The 15,319-nt window shown below is 43.1% G+C and carries 11 protein-coding genes and 2 pseudogenes; 2 read left to right on the forward strand and 11 right to left on the reverse strand.

Annotation, left to right across the window (positions count from 1 at the left end; all coding sequences use genetic code 11):
• Positions 1-209: 209 nt before the first annotated feature.
• From DP114_RS35585 to DP114_RS33690, 6 genes and pseudogenes are all read right to left on the reverse strand, one after another.
• A pseudogene (locus DP114_RS35585) lies at positions 210-761 on the reverse strand (IS630 family transposase); the annotation flags it as partial.
• On the reverse strand, positions 737-1,165 hold the full coding sequence (locus DP114_RS35590; protein WP_246163648.1) for a helix-turn-helix domain-containing protein: 429 nt from the start codon (positions 1,163-1,165) through the stop codon (positions 737-739). The gene DP114_RS35590 and the pseudogene DP114_RS35585, both read right to left, overlap by 25 nt.
• A gap of 67 nt (positions 1,166-1,232) precedes the next feature.
• Positions 1,233-1,810 (reverse strand): annotated as a pseudogene (locus DP114_RS35595) (ISAzo13-like element transposase-related protein); the annotation flags it as partial.
• A gap of 166 nt (positions 1,811-1,976) precedes the next feature.
• Positions 1,977-3,641, reverse strand: a complete 1,665-nt coding sequence (locus DP114_RS33680; RefSeq protein ID WP_246163649.1) for an eCIS core domain-containing protein — start codon at positions 3,639-3,641, stop codon at positions 1,977-1,979.
• A gap of 597 nt (positions 3,642-4,238) precedes the next feature.
• Positions 4,239-5,031 (reverse strand): IS5 family transposase gene (locus DP114_RS33685; RefSeq protein WP_246163650.1). Its coding sequence is split into 2 segments (ribosomal slippage): positions 4,239-4,808 and positions 4,810-5,031, totalling 792 coding nucleotides; the frame shifts between segments, so codons are not numbered across the junction.
• Between the two features lie 142 nt (positions 5,032-5,173).
• The gene (locus DP114_RS33690) at positions 5,174-6,553 is read right to left on the reverse strand and encodes an eCIS core domain-containing protein (protein ID WP_211178348.1); all 1,380 of its coding nucleotides are present in this window, start codon (positions 6,551-6,553) and stop codon (positions 5,174-5,176) included.
• A 295-nt stretch (positions 6,554-6,848) separates the two neighbouring features.
• Between DP114_RS33690 and DP114_RS33695 the strand changes: the two genes are divergently transcribed.
• Together DP114_RS33695 and DP114_RS33700 are read left to right on the forward strand one after the other, a co-directional pair.
• Positions 6,849-7,115, forward strand: a complete 267-nt coding sequence (locus tag DP114_RS33695; protein WP_169264118.1) for a hypothetical protein — start codon at positions 6,849-6,851, stop codon at positions 7,113-7,115.
• Positions 7,116-7,196: 81 nt separating this feature from the next.
• Positions 7,197-7,775, forward strand: a complete 579-nt coding sequence (locus DP114_RS33700) for a Uma2 family endonuclease (RefSeq protein WP_169264119.1) — start codon at positions 7,197-7,199, stop codon at positions 7,773-7,775.
• A 63-nt stretch (positions 7,776-7,838) separates the two neighbouring features.
• On the opposite strand, the gene DP114_RS33705 is transcribed toward DP114_RS33700, so the two are convergent.
• From DP114_RS33705 to DP114_RS33725, 5 genes are all read right to left on the reverse strand, one after another.
• A complete protein-coding gene (locus DP114_RS33705) occupies positions 7,839-9,038 on the reverse strand; it encodes a DUF4159 domain-containing protein (RefSeq protein ID WP_169264120.1) in 1,200 nt (399 codons plus the stop codon).
• A 289-nt stretch (positions 9,039-9,327) separates the two neighbouring features.
• Positions 9,328-10,371 (reverse strand): phage tail protein, encoded by a 1,044-nt coding sequence (locus DP114_RS33710; RefSeq protein WP_169264121.1) that lies wholly within the window; start codon positions 10,369-10,371, stop codon positions 9,328-9,330.
• A gap of 14 nt (positions 10,372-10,385) precedes the next feature.
• Complete coding sequence (locus DP114_RS33715; protein ID WP_169264122.1) at positions 10,386-12,587, reverse strand: putative baseplate assembly protein; 2,202 nt, start codon at positions 12,585-12,587, stop codon at positions 10,386-10,388.
• Positions 12,588-12,589: 2 nt separating this feature from the next.
• Entirely contained in the window at positions 12,590-13,006 is a 417-nt protein-coding gene (locus DP114_RS33720) for a GPW/gp25 family protein (protein ID WP_169264123.1), read from the reverse strand.
• 93 nt (positions 13,007-13,099) lie between these two features.
• Positions 13,100-15,265, reverse strand: a complete 2,166-nt coding sequence (locus DP114_RS33725; protein WP_169264124.1) for a phage baseplate assembly protein V — start codon at positions 15,263-15,265, stop codon at positions 13,100-13,102.
• Positions 15,266-15,319 lie beyond the last annotated feature (54 nt).

Consider the following 15,319-nt stretch of genomic DNA (forward strand, 5'->3'; position numbering starts at 1 on the left):
TAGGATTATTAAAAGAATGATTATCATTATGAAGAATAGAAAAGAGGTTGCCGAAGGCAACCTCTTTTCTATCTCATCTACGCATAAAAAGTCTGCACACTTATCATTGATTGAAAGTGAAAAAATGTAAACACGGGATAATTTTCAGCTGAAAGATTACGGCTATAAAAGTTAAGTCATGCTGGTTTTACCACAACATATAGCGGTTCTCAGTTGGGTGCAATATAGTAGCAGCAGTGGGTGAACCAGCCAATAATGTCTTGTTTGGTGACAGCATTGAAGGCATTTGTAATAGCTTCGTCTAACTCAAGATATGTTCTAGCAGCTTGTGAACGCAAAAACTCTTTGACCTTCGACCAACAGTTTTCAATTGGTGAAAAATCAGGAGAATAAGGGGATAAGTATACGAGCTTTGCGCCAACGGCTTCAATAGCTTCTCGGATACCTGTGACTTTATGAGAACTGAAGTTATCCATAACCACAGTTGCGCCCGGCCAAAGATTCGGAACTAAAACTTGAGTGATATATGTTTGAAATGCTGACGCATTAGTACCACCAGTAAAAGTCATAGCAGCAATGATGCCTTCTGTGGACATTGCTCCAATCATCGTCACATTTTTTCCCCGACCGTCAGGACGCTCGCCATAAGCACGACTACCTTGAGGCGAACGAGCGAAACGTCTAGTCATCGCAATGTTAACTCCAGCCTCATCGATGAATATCAAGTCCTCTAAATTTACTGAACCAATGGTTGTCCAATACTCTGCTCTAAGTTTTTGGACTCGTTCTGTATATTTTTCGCTCGCGTGTAATGTTTTTTTTTCCGTGTTAAATTCAGTTTTTGGGTGATTCTGCCCATTGTGGAGCGACTAACTTTAACACCTGTCCGCCCTTCTAATCGGTCGCATAACTCCACTAGAATTGCATCATTATCTTCTTCTATCAATGCGGCTACCAGTACCATCTGTTCACTACTGAGTTTAGCCGTGTTCCCCCCTCCATGTGGCTTTGGCTCAACTGTTCCAGTGTTTCGATATTGCTTCAGTAATTTCTGGATAAAAGTTAAACTCACACTAAATCTTTTTGCGAGGTTTCGTTGAGACCCTTCTTGATTTTTATACGCATCAATTACTTTTTTGCGGAGGTCAGTGGAGTATGCTTTCATCCTAAATGCACTTTGTTATGACTTTGATCATCTTCCCACCTTTTGTATTTCACTCAAGCGGGAACCGCTATATATCAATAAACCAATTCCCTAAAATTGGAAAAATTTCATGATGAGAATTGGTTAAGCGTTGAATCTGATTCTCAATCTGAGCTATAGCTTTTTTTGTAAGCTTGATTCCAGTTTTATATGTTTTATTTATCAATTTAACAATTATATTTTTCCCATTCCACGTCATACTAGATGCAAAATTTAAAGCTGTTTCTATTTCATCTAGGATACTACCATTCTAATGATTTTCTAATACTGCCCATGTCCTCTCTATCGGATTATATTTACTATGGTATGGAGGATAGTAAGCTAATCGTATATTTAATTTATATTGATTGGCAAACTCTACTATACGTTTCATAAATTGAGTACGTCGAGAGCTATTTTGCGGTCCGCTATCTTGGTTAATTAGTAGTGTTTGAACTAACGGAAAGCGATGTCTTTGTTCTAACAAAAATCTTCTAAAACATCAATAATAAAGTCACTCGCAACTTTTGACTCAGTAAAGTACAGAAATAGTTCATCAAAGTTTGGAAGGAAGATACCGTAAGGAGTGACAGTTGTTTTTGGTTCATAATCATGGTCTGATGCCTTAGCCCCATCCCATCCTTGACAGGTTAAGGATGCCTAGATACCTTTGTGTTGCACGAACGTTTTTATGTCTCCATCCTTTATGGTATCATAAATTAATGAAAGGAAATTTCGAGCGATTTTAACATTAAATTGCGATTTCTGAGAAGCGTAGTGAAGAGCCATGATTTTAATCGATTTCCATTGCAGACCTTGTATCATCTACAGCCCTGTTATCCCTTGGAAAAGAAAAAATTCCTCGTGTTGGCTTGTCTTTCTGTAATTTTATTAAGATACTATTATATTCTTTTTTATATTGGTTGTAAACATGATTTGCTCCATCTTGAATGTATGAAATAACTTTTTCTTGAGGTACTCCTCTTCCTCTAGACATTGAGCTTTCTAAAAATTCAATATTGGATGCATTAATATTGTCACCATAAGGGTTATCCCCCTTGTAAAACTGGTCTAATCTTTGTATTTTGTAATTGTTCCACGCATCTACTACTACTGTTGTTTCTGGGTTTAAATCCTGCGGTCGCTTAACACTCTTATCTGATGTGATTACGAGCGCATGATCATAAGAATTGTTAGGATTCACCATTCTCGCTTTATAAACGGGTTGCTCTTTTGTATTATCCATAATGTGTGTGTAAATTACATTTGCAAATTCCCCGCAATTTCCAGCTTGTATGAGACTCGTGAGTATTGCATGAAAACGTGTTTCATCCTTGAGAATATTTTCTATCTCTTGAGCGAATCCTTTATCCAACAGTGGTTGATTCAAAAGGTCTTGTTCCAATACCTGTCTTATTTTGTTTTTGCATTCTCTCACAAACCTCACCTTAGCTAGACTCTCATAACGTGTTTCATCTACGCTACCCCTTCTGTTGCCTCTCCTGATTTCCTTGTTTACTGTATATGTAGATGCCTCTTCCTCCCCAACTCTCTGTATCACTTCATAACTACTCACCCCCGTTTTCACGTGAATATCCTTACTCCGTTGCACTACATTCTTATTCTGCTGTACCACATGAGTCAACTCATGCGCCAGCAACTCCTGTCCGCCCCAACTCCTTGGATTATATTCCCCCTGCCGAAAGAACACATTCTGTCCCGTCGTAAAAGCACGAGCCTGAATTGATTGATTCAACTGGTCTGATTGTCTATCCGTATGAATCTTTACACTACTAAAATCAGCCCCAAATGCCTGTTCCATTGGTTCTCGGATGCTATCTGCTAGAAGTTGCCCACCGCCCCGTGCCTGTTGAATTGACGCTTCCACTTCAGGTGCGGCAGTCATCCCACTCTTCCCAGGCTGAAGCTGTAACATTGGCTTCATTTGAAGGTCTTTCTCTTCTTCAGAAATTTCCTCTCGCTGCACATTTTGACCTGCCTGCCCAGATACAGGTGCATTAATCTGTTTGACAATTTGTGCTGCTACTCGGTCTGCCTCCTGTTCGTACTTATCTCCCGGCTCTCCAATCGTAAGTTTCGTTTGAACCGCAAGCTTTGATGGTGCATCAGGACGACTTATGGGGATATTGGCAAGGTTGCGACCTTTGCTCGATGCGTGTTCCAGTCTCCTCTGCAACAAGCCACTCATTTTAGCCTGCAAGACTGTGAGTCGTTCCTGTCCCTCTGGGGTGATAGCGCCATACTTCGCCTGGATCTCTAGTTTCGTCGCCTCAAACTTCTGCTGTTGAAATTCTTGATTCTCTGTTTCCGTTTGTGTTAGAGGGTTCTGTGATTGCGGTTGAGCTTGGGCAATAAAAGGGCGCGACTGCAACTGACTTCTTACTGGGTTTGAAGCGGACGAGTCAGCTTTCTTGTGGATGTGCGATCGTTTGTTCATTGCCTACCTCAGAACTCAACTGTGGGTAATCAAAACATATTATCTCACCCAGGATTGCCTTAATTTATTAGACATTAGTCGAATATTTGTTAGCGCTCCTTCTTTGCAATCGCACATTCATCAAACTTCAATCTGGGCGAACGCAAAACTATTAATGTCGCTACAAGAAAGCGCGATCGCACTGGCCGTGAATGAGGTGATGTCCCAGGTTTTTGATTGAGCAGCACCCAGACAAAACCTTTATTGGGAGAATCGCTTCGTTTGGGGTTGGCGTGGTGCATTCACTAAGTAACGCACCCGACAAGATCAGGTGATCGCACTACAACAAGATCGGCGATCGCACTCGTTGCATTAAGCGATCGCCCTTCCAGTTTTTCCCAACCCGCGATCGCACTTCAAGCTCAACGATCAATTTGTTTGGGTATGGTTCGTGCCTTACGCGATCAAACGTTTTCGGATAGTGTGTTAGCAACAGCGTAACAAACCGTATATATTCTTCTTAATGGTGCGTCTCACATCGTTGACGCTTCCTCCAGGAACAGCGTACGCACTGTTATTTACGTTAGAGGGTGTTTGAAAAGTGATGAGGGGTAAAATTTATGCCAAACGCCGGACCATGATCCGGATCATGGCAAGGTAAATAAGAGTCTCCGAAGTTTGGGGTAATAGCTCGTAGTCTTTGTTCAAACGCCGACATCCAGTCAGCCAACCGAAAGTACGTTCAACGACCCAACGTTTAGGCAATAAAACAAAACCCTTGTGTTCATGGGGTCGCAACACGACTTGCACAATCCATCGGCATAAATCCATCACCCACTGCATAAAGGGATTGCCATCGTAACCACCATCAACCCAGATAGTAGTCAGACGTGACATTTTGTTCCCCATCTGTTTGACCTTCTGGAGTACTTGTTTACCACCGGAGCGTTGATCCACACTGGCGGCACTTACTAACACTCGCAGTACTAAACCTAATGTATCCACTGTTAAAAACCGCTTGCGTCCTTTGATCTTTTTGCCAGCATCGTATCCCACCTGTTGACTGACCATAGCCGCACTCTTGACACTTTGACTATCGATGATTGCTTCTGTTGGGCTGACTGCTCGCTCGTTGTCCACTCTCACCCAGTCTCTGAGGTGGTCATGCATGCTCACCCATGTTCCAACATGAGCGCCAATTACGGAAGTACGTGTATACCGTTTGCCAATTGGGGAAGTCTTCCGGTAAGTTTCGCCAAGTACATCCTTGTGTCAATACATAGAAAATTGCGTTGATTACTTGCCACATATCTACAACTCTTGGACGACCACCTGTTTTGCCTACTGGAATTAATGGTTCTAGCAATTCCCATTGGTCTTGGGTGAGGTTGCTGGAGTATGCTTTACTCATGGCTCTCAATGGTGCTGTATCTACTTATCTACAGCTTATGCTCTGAGAGCTTTTTTTACTCGTTTGCCTACTTTTCAAACATCCTCTTAGACTGGTACGCAAGTACGTTCTTGCCGCTGTCTACCTGTCCTCTTTTTATTCTTTAAATAACTACGTGTACTTCGTCGCTACTTTGATAAATTCCACCTCCAATGTTTAATTCGTTTTTTATGGCGTTAGCTGCCTTCTTTGCCTCTTCCATTGCAGTAGACTTTGACCCCGCCACTGCTGATGCTTTTACATGGAATTCTGCTTCTAAGTTCTTTTTATCGACTTTGCCTATCAAGGTATTTATTTTACTGATAAATGCCATTCCATCGTTTGTCAACGTATCTTTTTCTGTATCATACATTTTTGGTGTGACAAAATGACCTCCTACCGCTGCAATATGGTCAAAACCACCAGGTTCATAGACTTTTATCACCACTCCTACACAATTGATAAGTCCCTTAATTGTAAATTCTGCCTTTTTTCCTCCTTCTTTTTTTACTATAATTGGGGTCTCTCCCGCCTCTACTGGACTACTTGCTTCTTCGCCCCTCGAACTTTCCATCGCTTGGATCAAGCCCGATGTCGATGGGGCTTCGGTGGCGGGGTGTTGCGATAACTGTGGCTGTGGTAATGGCTTTTTGCTCACTGCTCCCCCATTCTGCTGCACCACATGGGTCAACTCATGGGCAATCAACTCCTGCCCCCCTCGACTACCAGGATTATATTCTCCTTGCCGAAAGAACACATTGTGTCCCGTCGTGAAAGCCCTCGCCTGTAGCGACCGATTCAACTGGTTAGCCCGAGAATCTGTGTGAACCTTCACCCTACTAAAGTCAGCCCCAATTGCCTGCTCCATTGGTTCTCGGATACTGTCAGCTAGAAGTTGCCCACCACCCCGTGCCTGTTTAATTGACGCTTCCAGGTCTGGCGCAGCAGTCATCCCAACCTTAGCTGACCGAAGCTGTAACATTGGCTTCATTTGAAGTTGTTTCGCTTCTTCAGATATTTCCTCTCGCTGAAGATTTTGACTTGACTGCTGAGAAACAGGTGCATTAATCTGGTTGACGACTTGTGCTGCTACCCGATCCGCTTCCTGTTCGTACTTATCTCCCGGCTCTCCAATTGTAAGTTTTGTTTGCACCGCAAGCTTTGATGGTGCATCAGGACGACTTATGGGGATATTGGCAAAGTTGTGACCAAAGCTCGATGCGTGTTGGAGTCTCCTGTGCAACAAGCCACTCATTTTTGCCTGCAATACAGTGAGCTGTTCCTGTCCCTCTGGCGTTAGTGTGCCATACTTTGCCTGGATCTCTAGTTTCGTCGCCTCAAGCTTTTGCTGTTGAAATTCTTGATTCTCTGTTTCCGTTTGTGTCAAAGGGTTCTGTGATTGCGGTTTAGGTTGGGCAATAAAGGGGCGCGACCGGATCTGACTGAGTACTGGGTTTGAAGCGGACGAGTCAGCTTTTTTGTGGATGTGCGATCGTTTGTTCATTGCCAGCCTCAGAACTCAACTGTGGGTGATCCAAACATTGTCTCACCCACCATTGCCTTAATCTATTAGACATTAGTCTAATATTTGTTGGTCCTCCTTCTTTGCGATAAGCCATCGGCTTTAGCTTGTGCGTATCGCACGCGAATCAACCTTCATGCATGGGCGAACGCAAGACTATTAAGACTGTGGCTACAAGAAAGCGCGATAAGCCATCGGCTTTAGCTTGTGCGTATCGCACGCGAATCAACCTTCATGCATGGGCAATCGCTCTTGTTTTCCCAAAAACCAATCAAATTTGGACAAGATGATTAGGGTTGCGATCGCACTACCGGGCTGGCGAGGCTTACGGGATGGTTGGGGTTCGGCAATCAGTCTAGCGATGATGCGCTCTGCGCGGAGCTATCGCCCGAAAAAATCTGCACTTCTTCACCAGGTTGCAGACTTGCAATCAGTTAAGGTAAACGAAGTTGGGCTTCTGCTTAAGTGCATCATCCCTGGTCTTGAAGTTATGGACTTGATCAGTTACCAGAATATGAGGCAGACACACCTTGTTTACGGCTGACTGTTAACATAGATGTAACCTGCGATGAGCAAAATCGCCCAGTTAATTTCTTATATCGATATCCCCGCTAGGTGTAGGGTTATGACTATTTTGACATTAAATTTAGATACCGTTCATTTGACCGACGAACAGTTCTATGAGCTATGTCAAAATAACCGCGAGTTACAGTTTGAACGAACATCCAGGGGAGAGTTGATTATTATGCCACCTGTTGGAGGGGAGAGCGGTAATCGAGAAGCTGATATAATTATTGATTTGGGAGTTTGGAATCGGCAAACAGGTCTTGGTTATATCTTCAGTTCCTCTACTGTATTTAAGTTACCCAATGGCGCAAATCGTTCTCCTGATGCTGCTTGGATTCAAAAGAAACGTTGGGAAGCACTCACGCCAGAACAAAGACGCAAGTTTCCCCCCATCGCACCGGATTTTGTTGTTGAATTAAGGTCAGCTACAGATGATTTGGAACTGCTGCGCGACAAAATGCGGGAATATATAGATGCAGGAGTACAATTGGGATGGTTGATTAATCCCCAGCAGCAACAAGTAGAAATTTATCGTCCCGGAGTTGATGTAGAAGTGCAAAATCTACCGACAAAATTAAGGGGTGAAAATCTATTGCCTGGATTTAGTTTGAGTTTATCGTCCTATTTATATGGATAGATTTGTTGGGTTTTGTTACCTCAACCTTGTATTTAGGGGTAGAGAGGTCAATACTAGACAAGTTTACCACTGCCCTGCGTAGTCTTCCTTCTGCAAACCTGTCAATTGCCGCCGTTTCCAAGCATAATTCAGAATATTAATTCCCAATTCCTGGGCTGTGCGAATGGTTAGCCTCGGCAAAGACAATGCTTTATCTAGCCCCCATGCTGATGCCAAGTCACCAATTGATAATATAATTCCTCCTCCTACTTGAAGTTGAATGTTTTGTTGATTGATAATTGGCAACGCTGCAAATAAGAAAGGTTTTGTTCGTAAAGGATGATCTTTTCTCCACTCTTCTAAAGGTTTTAAGGGACAGTCTAACTGTTGAGCTAAACTTTGAACACTTTCAATTAAAGCAGTGGCGCTTATAGGCGCATCAACTAACAGTACACCTCCATCGCTTATATATTTTTTTAAGGATTCTAATTCTGGGCTGTTAAGAGAAAGTGCTTGTTGACCTGTGAGGTAAAGTAAGTCATAATCCTGAATATTTTCTTCTAAAGTGACTTGATAAACTTCATCCGTTCCTCGTAAAAAAGGGTAAAGAGGTTCTATAGCTTGTAATAAATATGAGAGTTGAAAAAAGTTACGAGAACATTCAGAATCGCTATGATTCACTTGAGCCATGCGAATAATTGCTTGAGGTCTGGCTTGTGCTAAATTACGAAAACGCAGATCGATATCGTTATATCCAGGAAAAAAAACGTCAGATGGTTGGGAAATAGAAACTGGACCTGGTGGTAAGATGACTCGGCAAATTTCTACTTCTGAACTATTTGGTAAAGTACTTTTTTCATCAATTCGGAATGTTTCTTGAACAACGTCTCCTTGTACTTCTCGCCGCAATTGATCGGGATCTACATAACTGACTACTAAATAAACTGTGACAGGATCGGTATCAGTGACTTCTGTGGCAATCCGAAAGTCAATCACATTGGGTACAACAATCACATGACCCATTAAATCAATTGCAATTCCAGGTTGAATTTGTACCCAACGTTCATCTCGATATCGCGCTTCTACTTGACGGGGGGCGGGAATAACTCTGACTCCTAAACCACAAACTATGCCTGGTTGATTTAAAGATTGATAGTGAGCATTTTGCCTTCTTAGGTGGTAGTCATGCGCCTTGCGCCAACGTTCGGCATTTATTAACAGACCATCTGTGGGATGAAGACGCTCTAAGGGTTTAATGGTTGGTGGTGGAAAGGGGTGAGTCATTTGAATTACGAATTATGAATTAACTTTTACAATTACTCGGAACCTCACCCTGCCCTGTCGGGCATCCCTCTCCTTGGTAAGGAGAGGGAAAGATTTTAGCGTAGCTGAAAGCGAGGGTGAGGTTTTGAGCGAGATGTGTATACACCATGACCTTGGCAAGGGGAGCCAGTGCGTTGCGGAGCCAGTACTGCAGGAGGGTTTCCCTCCGTAAGTATCTGGCCTTGGGGTTCCCCCCGTTGTAGCACCTAGCGTGAGGGTGCCGTCAGGCGGGTGGGGTATAATTGCGATATTACCCAGGATTTTCAATAGATAAGTCATATGTACAGAAGGCGGGCTTTTCTTGGTCAATAATACGTCGTACTAGTTCTTCATCAAGACTATTGGGATGGATGGGGCGCAACCTCACTGAAAAATGATAAGGTTTTCCACCTCCTAAAACAGCTCTTTCTCCTAAATCTGCAGCCCCCAATACAAAACCCGGACCAAATGCTTCAATGATACCGATCCGTTTATCAGATTCGGGCAAATCTTCATCTAATGGTAAACCTGTATAGAGATGCAAATACAGACGCAAACCATTACGAGTACCACGCCAACGGTAAAGTTCTACAGCACGGCGAATCAAACGGCGTTGCTGAGGCATTTCCCAGCTAGCTTCAACTGACCAACCTACCCAATGTGCTAAAAACGGTAATAAAGCTTTTGGTGCTGTCAAAGGGTCAAGGTTTGCCCACATGGTGTTGAAACTGTCAACGATTGGTTGATAAGTCTGCTCAAAAATTTTCAGGAAGCGACCAATAAAGTCTACTTCATGATACATTTGAGGTAAAAACTCCATGTAAGCACTGTAAGGACGTATATAAAGACCAAAATCAGCTTCTTCTATTTGTTCGTACTCAGTGCCTGGATCAACTTTTACAATAACCCGACTGCGATAATTTAGCTCTAACTTTTCTTTTTTACCAACGCGGAGTGCTTCTTGATCTTCAAAAAATGAAGCAGGAACGTGAAAATAAAGCACAGCATCCATCTGCGCTCCAGGCACAAGTTCATTACCCTCTGTTCCCAGTTGACACCATTCTATGGGAAAGTCGCCTTCTATCCTCCAACTTAAGCGTATGCTCTGTTGCAGCAAGTTCTTGACTTGCAAGATCATTTCGTTAGGCTCTCCTGGATGAAGTACCAAATTGGAACCAACGGGTGTATCTAATGTTGCATTTGTTATATTTTCTGCATCAGCCAAATCTAAGCCAGCTACAGGTGCAGACTCAGAAATTCGCATTGGTGTTAATTGAATCTCGATGCTTTTTTGCCAACTTCCAATTTGAACCATATCAGCAGCAACTCTTAACGAGTGATAAAATTGATAGTGTGGCTTGAGCGCAAACCGCTATCTGCCCAAGAACAAACCAAACCTAACAATCCTGGATCAATCATCTGCTCTGGGGAGTTTTGACGAACCCAAGTGTCGCCGCTTTTACGTATTGGAAACATCAGGACTGGACCGAGATACCGCACTCCAGGGATTTGTTGTAGTAAGGCAATAATATCTGAGGTATACACGGGTCGTCCAAAAGGCCATCCTTTACTGTCTAAACCACCAGTCAGAGGATTTAAAAATTGATACAAGGCAATCTGTAAGTTGAGCACAATCTCTCGTTGGGCGAGAGGGTTATTATAAGTAGGTTCTAAAGCAATTTCTGTCTGAACGGAAACACCGACATAATCGGGTTCTTGAAGTAAAACTTGCACTCCTAGCAGGCGTCGGTCATCTAAGTATGCCAAAATCTGTTCTTGGAGACTGGGTTGGAGTACAAACGCTTCTGGGGCGATGCCTTCTCCTTGGGCGATCGCATCCGTATTTGCCTGTGGTACTACAATCAAACGTACTATTCCCCCACCAGTGCTAGCTGTTGCTGGCAAACAATGAACGCGAGCCACTGCGCCTGCACCTGCACGTTGTGCCAAGACTTCAAAATCTTCAGCAGTGACGGCGCGATCGCGGGTGCGTAGTATGCGAGGTGCTCTTAAGACAGCCTGTTCCAAGGATTCAGCATCAGCGCCATTAGTGGCTGGTTTGTGGTTAATGGCACTAGCAACGTAGGGAAAACCTGACCTTAAAAACTGGAGTGTGCCACTTTGGACATTGCCTATGCGACCTCCTCCCGTGCGATAGGCAACCATGACGATTGTTGACCCTCGGGGAGGAATTGCGCCATATTGGTGTTCAAAGGCTCGCAGTTCCGCATCGTTCACCTGTGTTCTTAATTCATAAGGCTGAGGCTGCTGTATCTTAGAACGAATTTTTGTTTTTCTTTCTAACTGGTCAGGTTCGCGAATTAGGGGTCCAAACTGGACTGTACCTGTGAGAGAATCAATTGTGTAATGGCGATCATCTGGATCAGAATCGGCAAAATCTGCAACTTCTTGCCATCTCTGAGGTAAACCCCCAGGGGGAGTCACGAGAATATACTCATCTTCTCGACGCTCTAAAATCGCAGACCCTTCCAACTCAAAAATCTGACCAGGCGTGCCATCACTGATTCCCAAGCGTTCGTCCTCGATCAGGGTACTGTGACTTGCCCTTACTGTACCGCCAATCGATTCCACTGCTAGACTAATAATTCTTGGAGAACTGTTGTAACTGGGCTGATTACCTTCTGGCTCTGTTAAAACGCAGCGTATCCAACGACCTCTATAAGTGGTAAAGCTTGCTACTGGCCAACTTAGAGGTAGATGGAGAATAACATCTGCTATTTGAGCGGGATCGTCATCAAGTTCTGCAATTTCATGAAAACTGAAGCCCCGCGTTGCATCATCGGCTTCTTGCAACAAAACTGGTTGCCATTTTTTACCATCCCACGCTTCCCATCGACGAGGTGGTTGATTAGGATTGATACCAGTTGGCGATGCAGCTGCTCCTTGAAACGTGATTGATAAAACATTTCCTTCTATGGGTTCATTTGGTTCCATGACAAGGTAAAAGCAGTTACCGGGCTGCGGGTTTTCTTCAAAAAGAAGTTGTTCGTTGCCGAACCACGTACCATCTGGTTGACGCGTCCATTGGTTGGTGACTTGATCGCGCAAAATTAGAGGAGAGTCTTCCGTAGTTTGAGATGTTAAAAAGTGCCGCAGACTGGGTTTGCCGATTAGCAAAGGAGAGTCAGTACTGAAAACGACTGCTTCCATCGTTTCAGTTCCCAAGGTTGCCACTTGTAACCCAGTCGGAATAATATATGTTTCTGAAGGATACGTTGTGAGATAAAAAGTAATATCTGTTCGTGCTGGAGCTGGGGGCTGTAGGCGTATCCCCAGTAATTCTAAAAAAGCAACATAATTTTTACGCGGAACTTGGTTGAACCTCAGCAACATTTGGTCTGTCAACCAAGCAAATAATTCAATCAGTGTAATTCCCGGATCACTCAAGTTGTGATCTGTCCACTCTGGGCAGTAGCGCGGAATTCGCAGAACACACTCTTCTACTAATTCATCAAAGGTGCGATCGTCCAGATTAGAATTAGGCAATTTAGGTAAAAAATCGAATTCCACACTTACTCCACTGCTGAAGCTAGATAAAAGGGATAGACAAAGCTGTAAATGTCATATTCGTCTTTCAGACGATAATTGATGATGATATCTATTCTGCCCCGCACCGGATCTGAATCGGTTAGCACTTCATCGACAACAATGCGAGGTTCCCAAACCTGCAACGCTTCTAAAACATACATCCGTATTTGGATCAAAGTTTTGCTATTCAATGGTGCAAACACCAGTTCTGACAAGCGCGAGCCAAATTCAGGTCGATACACCCGCTCACCCACCTCAGTGCGTAAGATGATCCAAATAGCTTCCTTAATCTTTTGTTCGTAAGAGCTAAGCTGTAGTCCCCCTTGTAAGCTAACATGCAGCGGGAAAGCCCAGCCCCTTCCTAAATAGTCTTGTTCCTGACTATCAATTACATCTGGCATAAGGCAGCCCTTGCTAGTACATTTTTTTAAGATATCGGCAAGAAGGATATAAGCCTATTCGCCAAAAGTCTAGAACCTCAATTTGGAAATTTCTTAAGTTAATGCCATTGGATCTTCAGGTGATGCTGGCAATGGAACAACTGGGCGATTGGATGTAATTGCACCGTCAGAATAAATACGGACATTTTTACCTCGTAAGTATAACAACCCCATAGAATTCACGACAATTTTTGGAACAGGAGTATCCGTCAACTTGATAAAATGTCTTAATTTGGTTCTTATTTCTGTAGAAACATTAGGAGGAGAGTCATTCATCGTAATCGAATGCCCACCTTGGGTTGTGATTTCTGTAGAAATCTTGGGAGGAGAGTCATTCATCTTAATGGAATGCCCACCTTTGGTTTTTATTTCTGTAAAAACCTTGCCAGGAGAGTCATTCATCGTAATCGAATGCCCACCTTCGGTTATGATTTCTATTTGTTTCTGACTATCATTCAGATAGATTTTATGACCCTGAGCGGTTTCAATGCGGATACCAGTGTGACTCGATCCTTTATCCTCTTCTATAAACTGTAGGGTATGTCCGGTACGCGTCTCAAAGGTACGCAATCTCACGTTACCTGGTTTCTTCCCGGCATCAGGTTTGGCTAGAATTTTTTTAGGTTTGGGTATAGTTTCCCTAACACTAACCATATTTTGTTGAGTAATGACACTTTCTGCCACCGGTGTTGGGATGTTGTCCTTTCCATTCCAGACTCCACCAATGATATAAGGACGATGGATATCGCCATGCTCAAAACCTACCAAAACTTCATCATTTACTTCAGGTAAACAGTCAAACCCCTTCTGGTATTGACCGGCTCCTATAGCCACAACCCTAGCCCAGTAACTTTCATGTTCTTCCACCTGACCAGCTTTATTACCTGAACCAACTTTATTACCTGGACTAACTTTATTACCCGGACCAACACCAGGCATGTTAGGCTTGCTCGATCCCGGTTGGTCTGGTGGCGTCAGAGTTGGGAAATAGACTTTAACTCTGCCCATGCCTTGAGGATCGTTATTATCAGTGACAATGCCAACCAGAAAAGTTTGACCAGGCTGTAAGCGCACGGGTGTCGAAATAGTTGAAAATAAACTTCCACTACGTAGTCCTCTTACACTAAATTCAGTGTGATAAACCCTTCCGCTATATATATGACGTGTTTCTGTAACGTAATATTCACCGCTATAGCGATCGCCTAAACCGTCGATAGTTACAACTCGTCCAGGTCTAATGTTGGGATTACCCACAGATTTTGCATCTGCATAAATAAATTCTCCTCCTAGTTCATCACACAACGCCTGAGCCATTGCCTGTGCTTCTTGGGCAGTAGACACAGGTTGATCTACTACTGTTATTTTGGATGGCTCTTTAAGATTAAAGTTGTCAATAGCAACACTTCCTAGAGCGCTACCCGTCTGTGTGACTACATTTTCTGATGTAGCTGTTTCGGAGATTGCTTGTTTCTGAGTATAGTCCCAACTACGTACCTCTACAGAACTTACCTGTTGAGCACTAGTAATACGGGTTTTGAAACTATTAATCTCATCTAGCCATTTGAGTTGTAATGAGCTTTGACTAGCTGGCTTACAAAAATTCAGTTGATTGTCTTGTACATACAGCTCGTATCCAATGCGAGCGGCTCTTTCCCGCAGAAACTCCATATGAGTTTGGTTTTCTTGAAAGACATATTCATGCTTCTGACCGCTGTTATCGCACCTGTTCATAGTTATCCCTGTTCGCGTTGCAATATCCTTTACTATTTCGGTATCACTCATGTTTAAATATGAATAATTATGACGACCTCTATGGAGACGATGGGAAATATCGTAACCGCGAACAATAATGGGAGCCTCTGATTTCTCGTTAAAGCTAACTTCAATTCCTGTAATTTCACCTTCGATTAGATATTCTTCCAGTTCGTCGTCAAAATTAGGATCTTGAGTAGTACTGGAAACGAAACCTATTTTGACTTTGTTACCAATTTCAAACAATTTTTCATGTCGCCAAGGTTGGTATTCTGGGCGTGGGCTAGTGGGAAGATAACTATTGTGTATCACCAATGTAAACATTGCTGGTGCATGAAGGCTTTCTTCTACAATGATTTGCAAAAAATCCTTCATTAATTCAGGAGAAGCTGTTTGCCAACGACTACCGCCAGCACTCGACAATTGTATTCTCGGAATAGATAAATAAAGGCTTTCTTTTGCAGGCATAACTCTTAATTAAAATGATAGTTTGGTAAACAAGAAAAAACTTTAAAAGGGCTT

This window comes from Brasilonema sennae CENA114, assembly GCF_006968745.1.
Taxonomy (GTDB): Bacteria; Cyanobacteriota; Cyanobacteriia; order Cyanobacteriales; family Nostocaceae; genus Brasilonema; species Brasilonema sennae.

Coding starts and splice junctions, on each gene's coding strand:
- DP114_RS35590 (WP_246163648.1), bottom strand. CDS start 1,165: ATGAAAGCATACTCCACTGACCTCCGCAAAAAAGTAATTGATGCGTAT.
- DP114_RS33705 (WP_169264120.1), bottom strand. CDS start 9,038: ATGACTCACCCCTTTCCACCACCAACCATTAAACCCTTAGAGCGTCTT.
- DP114_RS33725 (WP_169264124.1), bottom strand. CDS start 15,265: ATGCCTGCAAAAGAAAGCCTTTATTTATCTATTCCGAGAATACAATTG.
- DP114_RS33710 (WP_169264121.1), bottom strand. CDS start 10,371: ATGGTTCAAATTGGAAGTTGGCAAAAAAGCATCGAGATTCAATTAACA.
- DP114_RS33690 (WP_211178348.1), bottom strand. CDS start 6,553: ATGAACAAACGATCGCACATCCACAAAAAAGCTGACTCGTCCGCTTCA.
- DP114_RS33700 (WP_169264119.1), top strand. CDS start 7,197: ATGACTATTTTGACATTAAATTTAGATACCGTTCATTTGACCGACGAA.
- DP114_RS33680 (WP_246163649.1), bottom strand. CDS start 3,641: ATGAACAAACGATCGCACATCCACAAGAAAGCTGACTCGTCCGCTTCA.
- DP114_RS33720 (WP_169264123.1), bottom strand. CDS start 13,006: ATGCCAGATGTAATTGATAGTCAGGAACAAGACTATTTAGGAAGGGGC.